Raw genomic sequence first — 18,803 nt, 5'->3', positions numbered from 1 at the left:
CATGGGCTGGACACGCGACGAAATGGCCGCCGTCGCCGCCCGCGAACTTCGCGACGGCGACTACGTCAACCTCGGCATCGGCATCCCCACCCTGGTCGCCAACCATGTGCCCGCCGGGGTCCGGGTGAGGTTGCAGAGCGAAAACGGCATCCTCGGCCTTGGCCCCTTCCCGTTCGAGGGGGAGGAGGACGCCGACCTGATCAACGCGGGCAAGCAGACCGTCACCGTCAACCCCGGCGGCAGTTTCTTCGACTCCGCGACCTCCTTCGCCATGATCCGTGGCGGGCACATCGACATCGCCCTGCTCGGCGCGCTCCAGGTCGCCGCGAACGGTGACCTGGCCAACTGGACCGTCCCCGGCGCGCTGGTCAAGGGCATGGGCGGGGCCATGGACCTCGTCGCGGGCACCAAACGCGTCGTCGCGATCACCGACCACGTCGCCAAGGACGGCAGCCCGAAGATCGTCGAACGCTGCACGCTCCCCCTCACCGGCGCCGGCGTCGTGGACCGGATCATCACCGACCTCGCCGTCCTCGACGTCACCCCGGACGGGCTACGGCTTGTCGAGACCGCCCCGGGGGTGACCCCCGGCGAGATCCGGGAAAAGACCGGCGCGCCGGTCCACCAGGCGTGATCGTGCCCGGCCGGGCTACTCGAGCAGGGGCGTGGCCAGGTCCGCGACCCGCTTCCCGAGTGCTTCGAAGGGCAGCCGCCCCACGCTCGCCATGACCATGGTCCCGACGAAGCAGATCAGGACGCCCTCCCGGGATGCCTCGTCAAGGCTGTCCGCGAAGTCCTCGTCGAACCGTTCGAAAATCAGGGTGTGATGGCGACGTCACGGACTCGCCGCGCTTCCTTCGCGCCACCACCCCGTTGGGTTCAGCCGACTTTGTCCACAGCGGCGGACCCCGGCTTCGCCGGGAAACCGGGCGGGTTACCCGGCCAGGCCGAAACGTCGAATTGTTCCGGTCAACCCCGTCTCGTTGACATCCCGGCGCCGAGGGAAAATACTTTCCCTCGCTTTCGAAAGCAGCTTTCCGTCCCTGACCATGAATGAATCCGACGAGGAGCCCGTTGATACACGGGTTCGGCTGGCACCCCTGGCATTGCCACGACACCCTCTCCCACCTGCTGGCCAACGTGGCCCATTTCGTGGGCTGGCTGGTCTGATCCGCGCGTGAGAAGACGGCCGGCTTTTCGCGACGAAAAGCCGGCCGTTTACTTCACCGCCGCGGCCACCCCGGATCCCACTCGCGCGGCGGCCTGGCCTTGACCGGCCGGGGTCGGCCCTACCGCCTGGTTTAGCGCTACCCCAGGCTTTCGTAAGGCTCGGCAGGGGCCGGGACCGGTTTGGCCTCCTTCACTTCGATGAACGGAATGGTGGCGTTGTTGACGGGATCCTTGGTTTGCCTGACCGTGTAGGTACCGGTGATTTCCAGCCAGGAGTCGGGCCGCAGCACAGGAGGAATCTGCCCCGTCAGGCCGACTTTGACCGGCCGGGCGTCGGCGGCACAGCAGTTGAGGAGCATGCGGATGAGGTAGACCGTACCGTCGTGGTCGAAGCCGACGAAGCCGGTGATTTCGACCGGCCGGTCGCCGAGGGAACGGCCGTGGTCGTAGACCGCGCGGTCGGCGTAGTCGACGACGGTGAGCCGGAGCGGATCGGCGGCGGGGAGGGCCGGCAGGCCCACGGGTGGTGGCAGGGCCGTGCCGTCACGCATGGCGCTGTAGGAGTCGAGGGCCGGCGGGGCGAGGAGGATGAGGGCGAACAGGGGCAGGACGAGGAGCCACGATGTTCGAGGTTCCGGGTGGGGGTGGTGCTCGCGCTCCCGGGTCGCGCGAAGTTCGTACCAGACGGTCGCGAGGGCGGCGCCGGCCAGGACGACGCCGGCCACGAGCAGCAACGGGCGTAACCCGGCCTTGACGTAACGCAGGGAAAGGTCGGTGACGCCGGCGAACACCATCGCCCCGCCGACGAGGAAAAGGAGGACCGCCTGCGCTTGCCGGTTCACAGCAGGACCGTCCCGGCCAGGGCCGAAGTCAGCACGGCCAGCGCGAAGGTGACGGGAGCGAACCGCATCGCGAACCCGCGGCCGAACGTGGCGGCCTGCATCCCGAACAGTTTCAGGTCGATCATCGGGCCGACGACGAGGAAGGCCAGCCGGGCCGTCAGCGAGAACTGGGACAGCGACGCGGCCACGAACGCGTCGGCCTCCGAACAGATCGACAGCAGCACCGCGAGGATCCCGAGGGTGAGGACCGACACCACGGGGTTCCCGGCCGCGGTGTGCAGCCAGCCGGCCGGGACCACGGCCTTGAGGGTGGCCGCGGCCATCGCGCCGACGACGAGGAAGCCGCCGGCGTGCATCACGTCGTGCCGGACGGACCCCCAGAAGGCCGCCCCCCTGCCCGCGCCTTCGAACGACGGGTGAGCGGGCGGGCGCAGCCAGCCGGGACGGCCCAGCCGGTGCCACAACCAGCCCATCACGCACGCCACGAGCAGGCTCGCCGCGAACCGGGCGAGGACCATCTCCGGATCACCGGGAAACGCGACCGCGGTGGCCGTGAGCACGATGGGATTGATCGCGGGAGCCGACAGCAGGAACGCCAGCGCCGCAGCCGGGGTCACGCCCCGGCGCACCAGCGCCCCGGCAACGGGGACCGACGCGCACTCGCAACCGGGCAGCACCACTCCGGCCAGCCCGGCGACCGGCACCGCCAGGGCGGGCCGTTTCGGCAGCGCCCGGGCGAAAAACGACGCGGGGACGAACACCGCCAAGAGCGCCGAAAGCAGCACGCCGAAAACGAGGAACGGCAGGGCCTGGACGACCACCGCGACGAACACGGTCATCCAGTTCTGCATGGCCGGCGCGGACAAGGCCTGGCGGATCGGTCCCTGCAACTGAAACCCCAGCAGCAGGAGCAAGGTCAGGACAAGCAGCGAATTGAAGTGCCAGCCCCGCCGATCGTCCGCATCGCCCTGCTCGACGCCGGTGGGGTCCGCTTTGGCGGTGGTCACAGGCTGGTCCCCTTCCGCCGCGAGATCGGTCCGGGCCGGACTTTCTCACGGCCCCAATCCGAAGTCACGTACCACGGCCTGCTCCGGTTCACTCCGAATGCCGCACTACCTGCGAAAATCCGGGCAAAACCGCCGATGCGGCACACTTTTCGGGACGAAGGCCGGACTCGCGCGTCCCGAAGGCCGGACTCGCACGTCCCGAAACCCGGACTCACCCGTCACGAAGGCCGGACTCGCGCGTCCCGAAAGCCCGACTCACCTGTCCCGAAAGCCCGACTCGCTGGTGGGGCCGTGAGCGGCATGGGACACCGCGGCCCAGGCCTCCCATTCCGCGATCCGGCCGGCGTACTCCTGGCGCATGAGGTCGAGCGGTCCCTTGCCGAAGAAGATCCGGAGGGGCGGCTCGTCCGCGTCGGCGACCTTGAGGATCGCTTCCCTGGTCGCGACGGGATTCCCCCGGCCGGCGGCAGCCCGGTCCGGCATCTTCGCGCGGAAGCCGTCGTAGGCGGGCAACGGATCCGCGCGCACCGCCGAAGAGCCGCTCCATTCGGTGTCGTAACCGCCGGGCTCGATCAGCGTCACCCTGATGCCGAAGTCCTTGACCTCCTTGGCGAGACTCGCGGTGAAACCCTCCAGCGCGAACTTCGAGGCGTGGTACAGACCGAGACCGGGCACGGAGAACAGGCCGCCGACCGAGGAGACCTGGATGAGGTGACCGTGGCCCTGCGCGCGCATGATCGGAAGGGCCGCCTGGGTGACCCAGAGCGCCCCGAAGAAGTTCGTGTCCAGTTGCTCGCGAGCCTGCGCCTCGGTGACCTCTTCGACCATGCCGAACAGCCCGTATCCCGCGTTGTTGAGCACGATGTCCAGCGTCCCGAAATGGTCGGCGGCCTGCTGGACGGCGGCGAACGCGGTGAGCCGGTCGGTGACGTCGAGGCTGACCGGCAAAACCGCTTCGCCGTATTTCGACACCAGCGGCGTCAAGGACGTCAGGTCGCGCGCCGCGGCGGCGACCCGGTCGCCCCGTTCGAGCGCCGCCTCCGTCCACTCGCGACCGAGTCCCCTGGAACTTCCGGTGACAAACCAGGTCCGTCCGGCCATGACCTCAGCCTTTCCTTGCCACGTGGAACGTCGGCACCACGGACCGACTGTTCCACGTGGCCGTCACACGGCGGGCGGCCCGCGACGCTCAGGCCATGGACTCCTCGAGGTTCCGCGCGGCCTGCTCCGGCTCCCCGGCGCGCCGCCGGCGGCGGTCGCGGGACCGTTGTTGCTGCGCCGGCACCTGCGGCTCGACCCCGGCCGGCGACTACGTGCGAATCCGGTTCAGGGCCTGCTGGATGTCGTTGGACGCGTCCTGAACGGAGGTGCCTGCCGGAGTCGGGACACTTCGGACTCACCTACCCTACTTGTGGAATTTTCGCCCATGAACGGGCTGACCAGGGTCAGCCTGGTCGACAGAGCGCTCGTCGCGGTGGCGTTCGGTGCCTTCGCCATCCCGTCGCTGGAACTGCCTGCCGCGTCGGTCGTCGCCGCGTATCCCGGCGCTTCTCCGAAACTCGTCCAGGAACAGATCGTCCTGTCGATCGAGGGTGCCGTACGAGCGGTTCAAGGGGTTTCCACCGTCACGTCGACCTCTGGTGAGGGGTCGGCGACGGTGCAGGTCCCCGGCGCCACCCATCACGAAGTAGCTGAAAGCTTCGTAGGTTGCGTCATTCTCCGCGCAACGCCTGGTCGGTCGCGGCGATGACCTGGCTCAGCACGGCATGCAACGCCTCGAGTTGGGCGACCTCCATGCCGAGGGTCTCGACCACGTGATAGGGGATCTTCTCCGCTTCCGCGCGCAACGCGCGCCCCTGCTCGGTCAGATCGACGGTCAACGCCCGCTCGTCGGCCCTGTTGCGCCGGCGGCTCACGTACCCCTGCGCTTCCAGACGCTTGAGCAGGGGTGACAGGGTCGCGGGCTCGGCTCGGAGCACCTCGCTGAGGTCCTTCACCGAGCGCGGGGCCTTGTCCCACAAGGCCAGGAGCACCAGGTACTGCGGGTGGGTCAGCCCGAACGGCTTGAGCAGCGGCCGGTACACCGCGATGACGCTGCGCGAGGCCACCGACAGCGCGAAGCACACCTGGCGATCGAGCTCCAGCGGGTTCGGTCCGAGGTCGATCTGCATCACTCCACCCTAGCTTAGTTAACGCACTAATTGTTAACGTGGAGACATGCGGAACGAACGACGGAGGCCGAACCCGGCCCAGTGGGTGTGGTACGCCCTCGGCGGCCGGCTACCGGCAACCTACCGCGAGTGGGTGCTGAACGACGTCACGGCGTCGACGTGGGTCTGGCGGCATGCCGCACGCAGCTCGGTGCTGCTCGCACCGCTGTGCGTGGTGTGGCTGCTGCTGCCGGGTCCACTGTGGATCCGGCTGGCCATGGTGCTGCTGGCCGTGATCGTCGGCTACTTCTACTCCTTCGTCTACATCGAGGAAAGCGCCGAACACCGGCTGGCCAAGCACGGCTACCCGCACGGCACCGGCAAGCAGATCCGCGCGGAGGCCAAAGCCGGGGCCGAGGCCGAAATCCGCGCCCGCTACATCGCCACCTACCGCCGGCAGCAGTGATCCCCGGCACTCACCCGATGCCGTCGACGGCCACCGTCAGATGGCGAGGGCCGCGCAGCACCGGGCTCGGCCGGTAGGGCGGCGGATCGGTCACCAGGCGTGGTTCGCGAAGGCGGCCGATGAGCTCGGTCAGCGCGAGTTGCGCTTCCAGGCGAGCCAGTGGCGCGCCGAAGCAGGCGTGCACACCGAAGCCCAGGCCCAGGTGCTGATTGTCCCGGCGAGCGGGGTCGAAGCGGTCCGGGTCGGCGAAACGCTTCGGATCCCGGTTGCCGGAAGCCAGCAGCAGCCACACCGGAGCGCCCTTGGGGATGACCACGTCACCCACTTCCAGATCCGCGAGCGGGGTGCGCTGCGGCAGGATCTGGACCGGCGGTTCGAAGCGCAGCAGTTCCTCCACGGTTCCGGCCGCCGTCTGCGGCGCCTCGCGGAGCATCTTGCAGGCGTCGGGGTTGCGCAGCAGGGTCAGCATCCCGTTGGTGATCAGGTTGACGGTGGTCTCGTGGCCGGCGATGAGCAGCAGGACGGCGGTGCTGATCAGCTCCACCGGCGAAAGCCGTCCGTCCGGTCCCTGGCCGGTGGCCAGCGCGGAGAGCATGTCGTCGCCGGGGTCACGGCGGTGCTGCTCGATCAGCCCGGCCAGGTACTGCCCCAGCTCGAAGCGGGCGCGCTGGACCGCGCGACGCTGCTCGGCCGGGTCCTCGGCCGGGCCGAGACCGGCCACCACCGCGTCCACCAGGCCGCGGAAATGCGGTTCGTCCTCCCGGGGCACGCCCAGCAGCCGGCAGATCACCGTGACCGGGAACGGGTAGGCGAAATCGTCGACCACGTCGAACTCCTGCCTGCCCTCCAGCCCGTCGACGAGGTCCGACACGACGCGGGCCAGCTCTTCGTGCATGTCGTGGATCCGCCGGGGACTGTGCGGCGGGCCGAAGGGGCGCATGGCCAGCCGGCGTAGCCGGTCGTGCTCGGGCGGGTCGCGTCGGATGAAGGCCGGCGGCAGGGGCACCTCCTCCTCATCGTCGGCGAGCAGGCTGTTCGCCCCGGGGGCCAGGTTGCGCGCTTCCGAACTGATCCGCGGATCGCGAAGCAGCCCCCGGATCTCCCAGTAGGTGGTGACCAGGTGGATGCCGCTCTCGTCCCGGACCACCGGTGTGCGGCGCAGCTCTTCGTAGATCGGGTAGGGATCGCTGCGGTTGGCGTGGTCGGTGATCCGCTGCACCGGGCTCGACGGCATGGGAGGACTCCTTGAATCTCGGCCTCAGGCCTGGGCGGGCGTGAACAGGACCCGCCGCTCGCTGGGCGAGTGACCGGTGAGGGTGACAGTGGGACTGTGGCTGGGCAGGGTGGGGTCGGGGAATTCGGCCGGGATCGGCCGCAGCCTCTCGGGCCGTTGGTCCACCGCGGGGAACCCGGGTGGGAACGGCGCCCCCTTTTCGATGAGCTGCTGGTAGAAACCCATCCACTTCGCCTGGTCGAAACCGACCGCGGCGATGACCCGGCCCCTGTGTCCATACGCGGCCATGAACCGGCGCTCCGCCAGCGAACCCTGGGTCACGACCAGTTCGTCGGCCATCGAGGGGACGCCGACCGACTTGATGGTGACGCCGAACTGTGTGGACCAGAAGGCCGGCATCCACAGGTGCGGGCGGCGCGCCGACCCGGCGTGCAGCATGTTGTGGGCGGCGATCTCGGCCTGCGCCACCGCGTTGCCCCAGTGCTCCAGGGACAGGAACTGGTACCCGAACAGCGGGTGCGGCGACCGTGCGACATCACCCGCGGCGAACACGTCGTCCGTCACGATGCCGTGGACGTCGAAGGCCCGGCATCCCGCGTCGCAGGCGATCCCGCGCGGCCCGGCGGCCAGCCCGGAGCCGTCCAGCCACGCGGTGTTGCGCACCGCGCCGAGCGCGATCACGGCGACATCCACGTCCAGCACGCTGCCGTCGGACAGGTGGGCGCATCGCAGCCGCCCGCGCGCGTCGCCTTCCAGCGCGGTCACCGTGATCCCGCAACGCAGGTCGACGCCGTACTCGCGCTGCAGTTCCGCGGCCACCGCGCCGACGACGCCGCCCAGCGCGCCCACCAACGGCGCCGGGCCGCGTTCGGCCACGGTCACCGCCAGCCCCCGCTCCCGGCACGCGGAGGCGATCTCGCAACCGGTGAAGCCGGCACCGATAATCAGAACACGGCGGGGGCGCGCGGCCAGCCGCCGGCTCAGCCCGGTGGCGTCGTCCCTCGTACGCAGCACGAACACCCCGTCCAGCGCGGCTTCCACCGGGTTGGGCCAGGGCCGGGACCGGACTCCGGTGGCGATCAGCAGGCGGTCGAACGCCACCGCTTCCCCATCCGCCAGCAGCACTTTCCGGCTGTCCAGATCGAGCTTGGCCGCGGCGACGCCAAGCCGCCACCGCGCGTGGACGGGGCGTTGCCCGGGCAGCGCCGTGTGGTCCGGTGGCACCAGGCCGAGCAGCACCTGCTTGGACAGCGGCGGGCGGTCGTACGGCTTGTGGGGTTCGTCCCCGATCAGCGTGAGCGAACCCTCGAACCCCTCCGCGCGCAACGATTCCGCGGCACGAAGCCCGGCCAGGGAAGCACCGACGATCACGATGCGCCCGTTTTCGCGCAGCGCCCGCATGCCGTCAGCGGCCATCGGTGTCCGCCTCCCGCTTGTCCCCGGCGTCCACGAGGATGGCCTGGACCGGGCACGCGGCCGCGGCGCGCAGCACGTCGGGGACCTTCGCCTCGCCGACGCGCGGCTCGTAAAACAGGGCTTCTTCGCCGTGCAGGGTGAACACATCAGGTGCCAGGAAGGCGCACTGCGCGTACGCCTGGCACCGGTTCAGGTCGACGACAATCCTCATCCCGCCTCGCCCTCCGGTGTGCCGCCGCGCTTGGGTGGGGTCCCAGCGGACCTCCCCGCGATACTCCCCCCTCGGCGTCACCGTTCCCGGACCGTCGATGCTCGCACCTGACGTCACGTCAGGAATTGGCGTCGTTCTCGCCGTGACCGCCATGTCCTGGTGGTGGCCCCGCGTGCCCCACAGTCCCAGGTGGCAGTCCCAGGCGGCGCCGCGCGTAGGCCTCGATGGCCGCGGCCAGCCAGGCGGGCAGGTCCGGGTCGGCATGTTCGGCCATCGACCGCTGCCGGGGGTCGGTCAGGTACAGCCTCCCCATGGCGGCGTAGGCCTCGGGGGTGGGCTGCCAGTAGTGGCACACGGACTCGTAGTGCTCGGCCACCGCGTCCAGTGCGGCGGGTTCGTGCGGCGCGGCCCCGGCGCGCATGACCTGTGCGAGCCGTCGGAACAGGGCCGTTCCCTGGGCGGCGGCGTGCTCGTAGTCGGCGGCGGTGAAGCTGGCCTGGGCGGTCTCGGCGGAGTCGAAGGCTTCTGTGGTCTGCTCTCCGAAGGCCGACAGGAAGGTGCGCCGCATGGCGGTCCGGTCCCGTCGCAGCCCGGCGAAGAACTGTTCGGGATCACTGATCCGGGCCTCGTCGAGGTCGGCGACAGTCTGCTTGACGGTGGCGATGATCCGGTCGAGGTGGCGACGCTCGTCCTCCAGTTGTGCCAGGTGCCCGCGCAGCGCGGTCGCTTCGTCGGCCTGCTCCCGCAGGACCTCGCCGATCCGTTCCAGCCCGAGGCCGAGTCGGCGTAGCACCAGGATGCGTTGCAGCCGCAGCAGTTCCGTCCTGCCGTACCAGCGGTAGCCGTTGGCGGTGACACAGTTCGGCGGAAGCAGGCCGATCGCGTCGTAGTGACGCAGCATCCGCGCGGACACGCCGGAGGCCTTCGCGACCTGGCTGATCGAGTGGAGCACGCCGCCAATCCTACGAACTTGACCTTCACACTGTGTCAACTTTTACCGTGCACACTGTGTCAACTTCTACCGTGGCCGCCATGGCAACGACCATCACGAACGCGCGCGTCTTCGACGGCGAGCACATGACCGGCCACACCGCTGTGCGCGTGGTCGACGGCCTCATCGACGCCGTCGGTGGCCCTGATCTGCTCCATCCCGGTGACGAGCACGTGGACGGGCGCGGCGGCACCGTGCTGCCGGGACTGATCGACGCACATGTCCACCTGCTGCCCGGCGCGCCCCGGCAGGCGCCGACCTTCGGAGTCACCACGATGCTGGACATGTTCAGCAAGCCCGACCTGGTGCGCGAGGCCATGGCGCAAGGCGCCGAGCCGGACGCGGCCGAGGTGCGATCCTCCAGCATCGGCGCCACGGCACCCGGCGGGCATCCCACGATGATGTACGCGCCTTTCCCCTACGTGACCGGCCCGCGGGAGGCCGAGGCGTTCGTCGCCGACCGCCTCGCCGAAGGGGCCACCCACGTGAAGGTTTTCTACGACGACGGCACCGGCGGCGGCCCGATGCCCATGCCGTCCTTGGACGTGCCAACGGTCACCGCGCTCGTGGAGGCCGCGCACCGTGCCGGCCTGGTTGTGGCGGCGCACGTGTCCACGGCCAGCGGGGCCATGGACCTGCTGCCCACCGAGGTGGACGTCCTCGCCCACGCGCCCTTCGACCCGCTTTCGGCCAATCAGGTCAAAGCGGTCGCCGAAGCTGGCGTCGCGGTCATCGCGACCCTGTCGGTGGCGGACGGATTTCCCGGCGCGGACGGGAGAATGCCGTTGCTCTCCGAACCCGAGCTGGCCCGAAGGCTGGGCCCCGCCTGGTCCGGGGTCCTCGAGCGGCAGGGACGGCGCTGGATGCCCCCGCAGCTGCCGGACTTCGCCGCGGCGCTGGACAATGTGCGTCGGCTGCACCAGGCCGGCGTGCCGCTGCTGGTCGGCACGGACGCGCCCAACCCCGGGACCGTGCACGGTGCGAGCGTCCATCGCGAGCTCCAGCTGCTCGTGGCCGCGGGCCTGACCCCGACCGAGGCCCTCACGGCGGCGACGGCGCGCACGGCCGGCGTGTTCGGCCTCCTCGACCGGGGCCGGGTCCGCCCGGGACTGCGCGCGGACCTCGTCCTGGTCGACGGTCGGCCGGACCAGGACATCACCGGCACCCAGCGGGTTGACGCGGTGTGGAAACGGGGCGCCCGCGCCGACCTGGGCCGCTACGCGGGGTCGACCGACGAGCACGACGGCCTGGCCGCGCTCCGCGCGCAGACGGACAAGGTCCTGGCCGCCGTCCGGGCGATGCTTCCCCATTCGACGTCCGCCTCTCAACCGGGAGCTGAAGACATGAACACCACGGACACCACGGACACCACGGACACCACGGCCACCTCGGACACCACAGACACCTCGGACACCACGATCACTATCCGCCGTGGCGGGGACGATGAGATCCTCGGCTACCTCCAGCACACCAACGCCGGTTGGCAGCCTGCGACCGTCTTCCACGCGGCGCTGGCCGAACCCACCTCGCGTGAGGAAGCCGAGAACATCCTCAGACGTGACGGCCTGTCGTGCCTGGGCGACGTTTGGTGGGTCGAAGACGAGCCGGGCCGCTGGAAGGAAGCCCGGATACAGGAGGCACGGCGGGACCGCCTCCGTATCCGGTGGGCCGACCCCCTGGCCGACCAGCCCGCAGACGGGCACTGGGTCGATCTGCGGGTCGTGCGGGTGCAGCGGCACCACCCTGAGCACGCCGGCCGGCTGTACTCCCCCATCGGCATGACGCCACCCGAGGACCACTGACCAGACATCCCCGTCGGTCACCAGGGTCGCCGACGAGCGCTCGGCCAACCCCATCGAGGCCCCACCCGGCGGGCACCGGTCCCTCCGGTGCCCGCCGGCATTCCGCCGCAGCGGCCAGGATTTCGGCGGTTTCACGTCGCGCGCTGTGCGATGAACACGAATTCGCGGCCTGGCCGCCTCAGGCACCGCGCACTCTCGTCGCCGTGACCGCGTGGCGTGATCAGCGATTTGAGGGTTGGCACCTGCTTATCTCGTGTTTCACCCGCAATTCCGCGGAAAAGTCTCAAAAGGCAGTTCAATGAAACACTTGAAGGCATGGATTTCACCGAAATTGACATCATCGCGTTCGTGAGCGGCCTGGACGGGGTCGTCGTGTTCACCCCGACCGCGGCCGACGGGGCGCCGGAGATCTCCTGGGGCGACACGTTCGTCTACCACGACCCCGACGGCGATCCGCAGGCCGGCCGGCGGATGCCCTTCGCCACCATCGTCACCAAGGACTACGACGGGTTCGACACCGTGTCGAACCTGAACCGGCCCGGCGTGTTCCGGCTGAACATCGCCGTCGGCCGGGAAGGCTTCGAGAAGCTCGTCGGCTACCCGCCCGCCGCGCACGCCGGCCGTGCTGCACACTTCGACTACGCCGTCCTCGACCGGTTCCTCCCGCATCCGGTCTATGCCACCCAGTCCTGGGTCTGCGTCCTGAACCCCGGCCAGGCCAGCGCCGCCCAGGCACGGTCCCTGCTGGCCGATGCGCACGCGCGAGCCGCCCAGCGGCACCGGCGGCGCGCGAGTGAGTAAGCGCTTACCGGCCCAGCTAGGCCATTTGGAGCAATTCCCGCCCGAATGGAACCTCCGCGAGCCGAAGCACATCAATATGGGACAAACGGACAAAGGGTTCGTTCGCGTTGAGAGGGGCCACATGGGACAGGGTGGTTTCGAGGTCGGTTCCGACCTGGAAGCGCATGCCTCGCAGCTCGACGGCCTGACCGATCAGCTGAACCAGGCGGTCGACGCCGCACGGCAGGTCAGCATGCCCACCGACGCCTACGGCATCCTCTGCCAGCCGTTCCGCGTGCTGCTGGATCCGGTCGAGCAGTACGGGATCAACGCGCTCCAGGACGCCGTCACGGCGATGGAGTCGGTGGCCGACAAGGTCCGCAAGACCGCGCAGGCGTATCAGGACAACGACAGCGGCGTCGGGACGACGTTGAAGCAGTACGAGGCGTAGCTGGGGAACTGGGGAATGGCTGAGGGAAACTCGCTGGTCGCGAAGGCGCCGACGGATGGCGACGGGCCAGGTCCGCTCACCGAGGGCAACGGCGACTACGGGTACGCCACCGGGATCGGGATCGCCGAGTCGGCGATGGACACCTTCAACGGCATCAAGGACGGCAACTGGGTCGAGGGCGGCCTGGGCATGCTCGGGCTGGCCGCGGAGGCGGCGAACGCGGCGATCGACCCGTTCGGCTGGCTGATGTCCTCGGTGGCATCGTTCCTGATGGAGCACGTGCAGCCGCTGAAGGACATGCTGGACTCGCTGGCCGGGAAGCCGCCGGTGATCCAGTCCTATTCCGAGACCTGGGGCAACGTGGCCAAACGGCTGGAGGAAACCCAGGCCCAGTTCACCAACGCGGTGAAGAACGGCACCACGGCCTGGACCGGGGAAGGCGCCGAGACCTACCGCAGGTCCGCGGCGGAGCAGGCGGAGGCGATCGGGGGCGCGGCCACGGTCGCCGGGGCGATCTCCACCGTGGTGATGATCATGGGGGAGGTCGTCGCGTTCGTCCGCGAGACGGTGCGGGACCTGATCGCGGATCTCGTCGGCAAGCTGATCTCCTGGGTGATGGAGACGGTGTTCTCCCTCGGGTTCGGCACGCCGGTGGTGGTGGCGCAGGCGGTGACGGCGATCTCCAAGTGGGCCACCAAGATCGCCGACCTGCTGCGGCGGCTGGTGGGCACGATCAAGCGGGTGTCGCCGCTGCTGGGCAGGCTGGCCGAGATCTTCGGCAAGATCATCAAGGTCTTCGGCAAGCTCGCGGGCAAGGCCACCGGGCTGGACGTGATCAACCCCAAGCACATCACCCCGGGTGGCTTCGCGCACCGGACCGGCCGCGGGGGCGGCGGCCACGGCGGAACCGGCTCCGGCCACACGGGCGACGGCGGTGACTCCGGCGGCACCGATGGGAACGCTTCCGGTCACGACGGCGGCGGGGACGGTGCGGGCAGTTCCGGACGCGACGGCGCCGGGGGCGGCGGGGGCGGCGGGGGCGGCGGGGGCGTCGATGGCGGGGGCACCGGTTCCCCGGGCAGCCGTTCCGGCGGATCGGACAACGGTTCCGGTCGTGGGAGCGACGGCACTGGTGGTCCGGACGCGGGCACGGCCGGCGGCTCGCCCGACGGTTCCCGCGGTTCCGGGAGCGACGGGAGCCCTTCACCGGGTACGGCCCACGGTTCCCCGGGCAACGGCGGCGGGACGCCCGTTCGCGACCCCGGCGGCGGCAGCCCGCAGACCCCCTCGCCGACCAACGGAGCCGACTCCCCGGACACCAGGCCGCACACCGCCTCACAGAACAACGGCGCAGGCGCGCCAGGCACCGGACCGCACACCGCCTCACCAGCCAACGGAGCAGGCGCGCCCGGCTCCGGTCACGACAGTCCGGCATCGCACTCCACCTCGCACGGCGACCGCGGCTCGTCCGGGTCCCCGGCCCACGACGGCGCCAGCGCTTCGCCGAACGGTCACGGCGCCGCCCACCCCGCCGGATCTCCCGGCGAGGGCGCCCATGCCCCGGGGCCGTCGCGGGCGGACTCGCCCTCGGCGGGCGCCACCGGAGGCGGGCACTCCAGCGGCCACGGCGGCTCGTCCGGTTCACCGGCGCACACCCCGCACGGCGGCGCCGACACCACGCCAGGGACACACGACAGCACCGCCAGTTCGGGGTCCGCGGCACCCACCGCGCCGCCCCGGACACCCGACACGAACCCTGGTCACGTCCCGTTCCAGCGCGGCGGGGACGGCTCCCCGTCGAGCCCGTCACCGCAGCAACCGGTGATGGGCGGCGGGATGCCGGCCGGTGCGGGCGGTCCCGGCTCGCCGGGCGCCGGTTCCCCCGGCCCGCGTCCGGGCAGCGGAAGCGGCTGGACCGGAACCCCGGGAAGCCCGGGCGCCCGGACACCGCACACGCCGGAGATGCCGAACCGGCCCGGCGGCCCGCCGGCTCCGGGCAACCGGGGCGGCCGGCCGTTCAACGGTGGACAGCCGGACCACGTCGGCCCGTCCAGCCTGGCCCCGTCGCGAGGTGGCTTCGGCCCCCAGGACTCCCCGGGACCCCATCCGGTTGGTCCCGGCGGCCCACCGGGTCCGGTCGCCCGCGGTCCGGTGGCTCCACCGCAGATTGGTCCCGGCATCCACGGCCATGGCAGCCGTCCCGGTGGCCCCGGTCCGTCCCAACCTGGCCCCGGCAGCAGGCCGGGACCCCCCGCCTCGCACGGCCCGAACCCGCCCGGCCAGCCCGGCGCCCCGCACGAGTGGCACGGCGGCGACGGCCACCACGACGACTCGGGCACTGGTCATCCCGAGCCGGAGCGACCAACCCCGGACCAGATCAACCAGCGGCACGCCGACAGCACTTCGTCGGGCACGTCCTACCACCGAGGCGACCCGGAGATGGGCGATCTGCCGCACCGCGTCAAGCCCGACCCGGACGGCCGCTACACCGTCGACGTGCACGTCACCCCGGACGGGCACGCCCGCATCGGGGGCCGCGACTACCCGCCCGAAGAGTTCGCCGACCTGCTTCGCCGCAACGGCGCCTACGACGGCCGCCCGATCCGGCTGATCGGCTGCGACGCGGGGTCCAACGACTTCGCGAACCGCCTGTCGCGGTCGCTGGACACGGAGGTGATGGCGCCGGACAAGCCGGCCTGGACCGACTCGAACGGCCGCGTGTTCTCCTCCGACTACGAGATCGGCCCCGACGGCAAAATCCGGCCCAAGATCCCGCCGAACGGCGAATGGAGCATCCACCGCCCCGACGGCACTTCGCACCGGGTCGGCGACGACGGCTTCACCCCCGACACCCACCACGCCGACAAGCGCGACCTCGACCCCAACGACGCCCGCGCCCGTGGCGACGACGCGGCGGAAGCCCACCGCAAGCGCGTCCACGAGGAAATCATCAGGACACTCAACGGACCCGACGGCGAGAAAATGCTCGAGAAGCACTGGCGCGATATCGGCGGCGGCTCGGCGACGATTCTCCCGCGAAAGCGTGCCGACGCACTGTACGAGGGGGTCGAGCTTCCGGTACTGCGCCGGGACGAGAACGGCGTGTACGAGATTTGGAACCCCAGGGACCCCAAAAATCTGGTCAAGTCCGAATTCACGGGAGACCGCCACATCGGCGGGCGCGAGACGGCACCGCCCGATCTCCTGGACAGCGCCGACATCCTGGCCGCGGGACGCCCCGATATCCATTCGTACGTGAGCGAAGCCAATGACGCCGTCAAGGGTGTGCATCGGCCCGACAGCGAGTTCCACCCGCCGTTGGAGAAAATCGACCAGGCCGTGTTCAACGACGTGCGGAGCAACCACTGGAACAACAAACTCGGTGATCTGGCCGCTGATCACGCCGTGCATGACGGCCTCAACCAGCCGGAATACGTCAGGAACCCGCTCGAGCGCGTGGACGTCCCGGACCGGGGAGCGAACCACTTCGACCAGATCTACCAGGACGCCGACGGGCGCTACGTGATCGTGGAGGCGAAAGGCCCCAGCGCCGGACGTGGTGGCAACGACGGATACGAACAGGGGCATCCCGAATACGTGCGGAACATCTTGGACAAGATGGCGGCGCGGGGTGGCGCCGAAAAGGACGTCGCCCACCAGATGCGAAAGCAGCTCGACCAGGGTGACCTCCGGTACTTCTATGTCCAGGCTCAGGTCGAAAAGGCTCACCACTCCTACCCGGATGAGCAGTTGCGCGAAATGAGGGCCGCGGACCGGCCGAAGGACAAATACGCCGGATACGTGCTCAAGGAGTTCGATCTCGGTATCACCACGGTCCACCCGGGGAAGCAACGATGAGCCGGCCACCGCGACCGCTGACCCCCGGACAGCGGCTTCAGCTGGTTGGGCAGATCGGGCAGGCGCTAACCGCCGCCGTGCCGCCCGGGTGGCGACAACTACGCACCGAGTATCGCGCGGCCGGACGGCACATCGAGGCCGACGTGATCGTCACCGGCTCCGACGGGGTCGCGCGCCCGGCGCCGCCGCCACCACCGGTCGTGCAACTGCTCGGCTCCCTGCGCGCGGGCATGTACCAGCCGGGGCGCGGCACCTGGCTCGGCGCGGTCGTCGTGCTCGACGCGGTCAACCCGCCCCGCGCCGAGTTCACGATCGACGAGGAACCCCGCTGGCGCCGGCTCCCGCCTCCCGTTGGTTTCGCCGACGAACTCCGCTTCTTTCCCCGTGCGGAGGAGCACATTCCCGGCTGGCTGCGCCGGCGTGCGGGCCTGTCACCGGGATCGTCCGCACTCTCCGGCGAGGGCGAGCTGCGCACCCCGCGGGTCTACGACGGGCTTTCGGAGTCGGGCCGGCCGGTGGTCAACCGCGAAGCGTTGCGACCGGACGAGCGCGACCGCGTGCTGGCCTACCTCGAGACGGCCCCGGTCGTGCTCGCCGCCCGGACCTACGACGCCGACGCGTTCGATCCCGGCCGGGAGCCGTTGGTGCCGTTGAACTTCCGCACCGACGGCGCCTGGGTGTGGCCCGGCGCGGTCGGGTACTACCTCCGTGAGCACGAAGTGGCTCCGGATCCCGACCTGCTCGCGCACCTCCGGTCGCGGCAGTTCGTGCTCCCCGAGGTGGACGAGTCCACCCGGGACCGGGCCATCACCGCCATCACCGAGGGTGCGCTGCGCTGAGCGCGGGTCAGGCGGGCCAATCGCCGCCAAGGCGGTGATGGTTCTCCCCCGCCTGCTCAGCACCCCGCCCGCCGGCCTGGAACCGCTGATCCCGCCGGGCCCGTTCCACCACCGCGATCAGGACCTCCTTGGACGAGGTCCGGTCACGAACGTCGCACAGGACCACGGGGGTGCCCGGGTCGAGGTCGAGCGCCGCGGACACCTGGTCGACCCGGTAGCGCCGACACCCGTCGAAGCAGTTGACCGCGACGACGAACGGGATCGCGCGGCGCTCGAAGTAGTCCACCGCCGGGAAACAGTCCTGCAGGCGGCGGGTGTCGGCGACGACCACCGCACCGAGCGCGCCCTCGGCGATGTCGTCCCACAGGAACCAGAACCGGTCCTGACCTGGTGTCCCGAACAGGTACAGCGCCAGCCGGTTGTCGAAGGTGATCCGGCCGAAGTCGATCGCCACCGTGGTGGTGGTCTTGTGCTCCACGGCGCCCGGGTCGTCCACGCCGCGGCTGGCCTCGGTGATGTATTCCTCCGTGCGCAGCGGCCGGATCTCGCTGACCGTGCCGACCATGGTGGTCTTGCCGACCCCGAACCCCCCGGCGATGAGGATCTTCAAGGCGATCCAGGGCCGCGTGGGGGCGAGTTCAGAGCGCGCGGAGTCCATTGAGTACTTCCCTCAGGATGTGGTCGTTGGGCAGCCGGTTCGGCGGCGTCGGGTGGGTGACGCCGATATGCCTGGCCTCCTGCAAATCCGCGAGCAGCACGCGGACCACGCTCAATGGCAGGCCGGCGCGTGCGGCGATCTCGGCGACCGACAGCATCCGGTCCAGGCACAAACTGAGGATGGTGGCCTGTTCGGGGCTCAGGGACAGGTCGTGCTCCGGGCGGCTGTGGGCGTGCACGAGCGCGACGATGTCCAGGAACTCGCCCGCCGGCCGCGCCCGCCCTTTGGTCAGGACGTAGAGCCGCACCATCGGCCCGGAGTCGTCGCCGTACCACTGATCGCCGTTCACGGGCCGGTCCGCTCCGGCACCACCGGACGGCCGTTCACGCGGGGCGCGGTGTACATGTGCTCGCCGACCCGCCCGACCAGGCGCGCCATCTCGTAGGCCACCAGGCCGATGTCGGTGCCCGCCTCGGCGACCACCGCCAGGCAGGTGCCACCGCCCGCGGTGATCACGAACAGGAACCCGCCTTCCAGCTCGACCATGGTCTGCCGGACGGCGCCCGCGGCGAACTGCCGCCCAGCGCCCTTGGCCAAACTGTTCAGCGCCGACGCGACCGCCGCCAGGTGCTCGCTCTCCTCCCGGTCCATCCCGGTCGACGTGGCCATCGCGAGCCCGTCGTTGGACAGCAGCAGGGCGTGCCGGACCCGCGGCGCGTTGCCCACCATCTCGTCCAGCAGCCAGTTCAGTTCGCGGCTGCCCTCGCCTGTCTCGGCCATCTGATCTCCTTGTCCGCCGCTACCGTTGGCGGCCACGGTGAAATCCCTGCTGGAGCGCGGACATCGTCGCCCGCGCCTGGTCCGGTGACGGCTGTGCGGTGGCGTCGTCGCCGCCGCGCGGGTCCAGCCCGCGCAGGCCCGGCGCGAG

General features: G+C 70.5%; 19 protein-coding genes. 8 read left to right on the top strand and 11 right to left on the bottom strand.

The genetic code is table 11. The annotated features are described in order from the left end of the window. Position 1: 1 nt before the first annotated feature. Positions 2-634: a CoA transferase subunit B gene (locus VJT49_RS07815; protein WP_324164046.1), complete on the top strand. Its 633-nt coding sequence runs from the start codon at positions 2-4 to the stop codon at positions 632-634. Between the two features lie 673 nt (positions 635-1,307). On the opposite strand, the gene VJT49_RS07810 is transcribed toward VJT49_RS07815, so the two are convergent. The 3 genes from VJT49_RS07810 to VJT49_RS07800 form a co-directional block, all read right to left on the bottom strand. Next, entirely contained in the window at positions 1,308-2,012 is a 705-nt protein-coding gene (locus VJT49_RS07810) for a TIGR03943 family putative permease subunit (protein WP_324164045.1), read from the bottom strand. Then, positions 2,009-3,019 (bottom strand): permease, encoded by a 1,011-nt coding sequence (locus VJT49_RS07805; RefSeq protein WP_324164044.1) that lies wholly within the window; start codon positions 3,017-3,019, stop codon positions 2,009-2,011. The genes VJT49_RS07810 and VJT49_RS07805 overlap by 4 nt, the downstream gene beginning before the upstream one ends. A 255-nt stretch (positions 3,020-3,274) precedes the next feature. Further along, the gene (locus VJT49_RS07800; protein ID WP_324164043.1) at positions 3,275-4,120 is read right to left on the bottom strand and encodes an SDR family oxidoreductase; all 846 of its coding nucleotides are present in this window, start codon (positions 4,118-4,120) and stop codon (positions 3,275-3,277) included. Positions 4,121-4,445: 325 nt separating this feature from the next. Between VJT49_RS07800 and VJT49_RS07795 the strand changes: the two genes are divergently transcribed. Beyond that, on the top strand, positions 4,446-4,769 hold the full coding sequence (locus VJT49_RS07795; RefSeq protein ID WP_324164042.1) for an efflux RND transporter permease subunit: 324 nt from the start codon (positions 4,446-4,448) through the stop codon (positions 4,767-4,769). Here the strand turns inward: VJT49_RS07795 and VJT49_RS07790 are convergent. After that, entirely contained in the window at positions 4,732-5,190 is a 459-nt protein-coding gene (locus VJT49_RS07790) for a MarR family transcriptional regulator (RefSeq protein ID WP_324164041.1), read from the bottom strand. The two genes, VJT49_RS07795 and VJT49_RS07790, sit on opposite strands and share 38 nt — an antisense overlap. Before the next feature lie 46 nt (positions 5,191-5,236). On the opposite strand from VJT49_RS07790, the gene VJT49_RS07785 reads away from it, so the two are divergent. Next, positions 5,237-5,635 (top strand): DUF5313 domain-containing protein, encoded by a 399-nt coding sequence (locus VJT49_RS07785; protein ID WP_324164040.1) that lies wholly within the window; start codon positions 5,237-5,239, stop codon positions 5,633-5,635. 10 nt (positions 5,636-5,645) lie between these two features. Here the strand turns inward: VJT49_RS07785 and VJT49_RS07780 are convergent, their stop codons facing one another. The 4 genes from VJT49_RS07780 to VJT49_RS07765 form a co-directional block, all read right to left on the bottom strand. Further along, the gene (locus VJT49_RS07780) at positions 5,646-6,869 is read right to left on the bottom strand and encodes a cytochrome P450 (protein ID WP_324164039.1); all 1,224 of its coding nucleotides are present in this window, start codon (positions 6,867-6,869) and stop codon (positions 5,646-5,648) included. Positions 6,870-6,893: 24 nt separating this feature from the next. Continuing rightward, positions 6,894-8,285 carry an NAD(P)/FAD-dependent oxidoreductase gene (locus tag VJT49_RS07775; protein ID WP_324164038.1) on the bottom strand — a complete coding sequence of 464 codons (1,392 nt, stop codon included), beginning with the start codon at positions 8,283-8,285 and terminating at the stop codon, positions 6,894-6,896. Then, positions 8,275-8,496: a ferredoxin gene (locus VJT49_RS07770; RefSeq protein ID WP_324164037.1), complete on the bottom strand. Its 222-nt coding sequence runs from the start codon at positions 8,494-8,496 to the stop codon at positions 8,275-8,277. Before VJT49_RS07770 ends, VJT49_RS07775 begins: the two co-directional genes overlap by 11 nt. A 118-nt stretch (positions 8,497-8,614) precedes the next feature. After that, positions 8,615-9,448, bottom strand: coding sequence for a MerR family transcriptional regulator (locus tag VJT49_RS07765; protein WP_324164036.1), 834 nt, complete (start codon positions 9,446-9,448; stop codon positions 8,615-8,617). An 80-nt stretch (positions 9,449-9,528) separates the two neighbouring features. Here VJT49_RS07765 and VJT49_RS07760 point away from each other — a divergent pair, with 80 nt between their 5' ends. The 5 genes from VJT49_RS07760 (at position 9,529) to VJT49_RS07740 (ending at position 17,217) form a co-directional block, all read left to right on the top strand. Then, on the top strand, positions 9,529-11,289 hold the full coding sequence (locus tag VJT49_RS07760) for an amidohydrolase family protein (protein WP_324164035.1): 1,761 nt from the start codon (positions 9,529-9,531) through the stop codon (positions 11,287-11,289). A 315-nt stretch (positions 11,290-11,604) separates the two neighbouring features. Further along, entirely contained in the window at positions 11,605-12,090 is a 486-nt protein-coding gene (locus tag VJT49_RS07755) for a DUF6194 family protein (RefSeq protein WP_324164034.1), read from the top strand. 121 nt (positions 12,091-12,211) lie between these two features. Then, positions 12,212-12,520, top strand: a complete 309-nt coding sequence (locus tag VJT49_RS07750; protein ID WP_324164033.1) for a type VII secretion target — start codon at positions 12,212-12,214, stop codon at positions 12,518-12,520. Positions 12,521-12,535: 15 nt separating this feature from the next. Beyond that, entirely contained in the window at positions 12,536-16,378 is a 3,843-nt protein-coding gene (locus VJT49_RS07745; protein WP_324164032.1) for a hypothetical protein, read from the top strand. After that, positions 16,375-17,217 (top strand): ferredoxin, encoded by an 843-nt coding sequence (locus tag VJT49_RS07740; protein WP_324164031.1) that lies wholly within the window; start codon positions 16,375-16,377, stop codon positions 17,215-17,217. The genes VJT49_RS07745 and VJT49_RS07740 overlap by 4 nt, the downstream gene beginning before the upstream one ends. Before the next feature lie 7 nt (positions 17,218-17,224). Here the strand turns inward: VJT49_RS07740 and VJT49_RS07735 are convergent, their stop codons facing one another. The 3 genes from VJT49_RS07735 to VJT49_RS07725 are packed head-to-tail and all read right to left on the bottom strand — an operon-like array spanning position 17,225 to position 18,655. Continuing rightward, a complete protein-coding gene (locus VJT49_RS07735; RefSeq protein ID WP_324164030.1) occupies positions 17,225-17,875 on the bottom strand; it encodes an ATP/GTP-binding protein in 651 nt (216 codons plus the stop codon). Next, complete coding sequence (locus tag VJT49_RS07730) at positions 17,856-18,224, bottom strand: DUF742 domain-containing protein (protein ID WP_324164029.1); 369 nt, start codon at positions 18,222-18,224, stop codon at positions 17,856-17,858. Before VJT49_RS07730 ends, VJT49_RS07735 begins: the two co-directional genes overlap by 20 nt. Beyond that, entirely contained in the window at positions 18,221-18,655 is a 435-nt protein-coding gene (locus tag VJT49_RS07725) for a roadblock/LC7 domain-containing protein (protein ID WP_324164028.1), read from the bottom strand. The genes VJT49_RS07730 and VJT49_RS07725 overlap by 4 nt, the downstream gene beginning before the upstream one ends. Positions 18,656-18,803: the final 148 nt, after the last annotated feature.

Source organism: Amycolatopsis sp. (assembly GCF_035276945.1).
Taxonomy (GTDB): Bacteria; Actinomycetota; Actinomycetes; order Mycobacteriales; family Pseudonocardiaceae; genus Amycolatopsis_E.
The sequence above is the reverse complement of the archived record's forward strand: the minus strand, read 5'-3'. Positions and strand labels throughout refer to the sequence as shown.

What these genes read in the sequence shown, in the direction of transcription:
- VJT49_RS07755 (WP_324164034.1), top strand. Translation starts at nt 11,605, where the DNA reads ATGGATTTCACCGAAATTGACATCATCGCGTTCGTGAGCGGCCTGGAC.
- VJT49_RS07735 (WP_324164030.1), bottom strand. Translation starts at nt 17,875, where the DNA reads ATGGACTCCGCGCGCTCTGAACTCGCCCCCACGCGGCCCTGGATCGCC.
- VJT49_RS07725 (WP_324164028.1), bottom strand. Translation starts at nt 18,655, where the DNA reads ATGGCCGAGACAGGCGAGGGCAGCCGCGAACTGAACTGGCTGCTGGAC.
- VJT49_RS07790 (WP_324164041.1), bottom strand. Translation starts at nt 5,190, where the DNA reads ATGCAGATCGACCTCGGACCGAACCCGCTGGAGCTCGATCGCCAGGTG.
- VJT49_RS07785 (WP_324164040.1), top strand. Translation starts at nt 5,237, where the DNA reads ATGCGGAACGAACGACGGAGGCCGAACCCGGCCCAGTGGGTGTGGTAC.
- VJT49_RS07740 (WP_324164031.1), top strand. Translation starts at nt 16,375, where the DNA reads ATGAGCCGGCCACCGCGACCGCTGACCCCCGGACAGCGGCTTCAGCTG.
- VJT49_RS07815 (WP_324164046.1), top strand. Translation starts at nt 2, where the DNA reads ATGGGCTGGACACGCGACGAAATGGCCGCCGTCGCCGCCCGCGAACTT.
- VJT49_RS07745 (WP_324164032.1), top strand. Translation starts at nt 12,536, where the DNA reads ATGGCTGAGGGAAACTCGCTGGTCGCGAAGGCGCCGACGGATGGCGAC.
- VJT49_RS07775 (WP_324164038.1), bottom strand. Translation starts at nt 8,285, where the DNA reads ATGGCCGCTGACGGCATGCGGGCGCTGCGCGAAAACGGGCGCATCGTG.
- VJT49_RS07780 (WP_324164039.1), bottom strand. Translation starts at nt 6,869, where the DNA reads ATGCCGTCGAGCCCGGTGCAGCGGATCACCGACCACGCCAACCGCAGC.
- VJT49_RS07795 (WP_324164042.1), top strand. Translation starts at nt 4,446, where the DNA reads ATGAACGGGCTGACCAGGGTCAGCCTGGTCGACAGAGCGCTCGTCGCG.
- VJT49_RS07760 (WP_324164035.1), top strand. Translation starts at nt 9,529, where the DNA reads ATGGCAACGACCATCACGAACGCGCGCGTCTTCGACGGCGAGCACATG.
- VJT49_RS07750 (WP_324164033.1), top strand. Translation starts at nt 12,212, where the DNA reads ATGGGACAGGGTGGTTTCGAGGTCGGTTCCGACCTGGAAGCGCATGCC.
- VJT49_RS07770 (WP_324164037.1), bottom strand. Translation starts at nt 8,496, where the DNA reads ATGAGGATTGTCGTCGACCTGAACCGGTGCCAGGCGTACGCGCAGTGC.
- VJT49_RS07800 (WP_324164043.1), bottom strand. Translation starts at nt 4,120, where the DNA reads ATGGCCGGACGGACCTGGTTTGTCACCGGAAGTTCCAGGGGACTCGGT.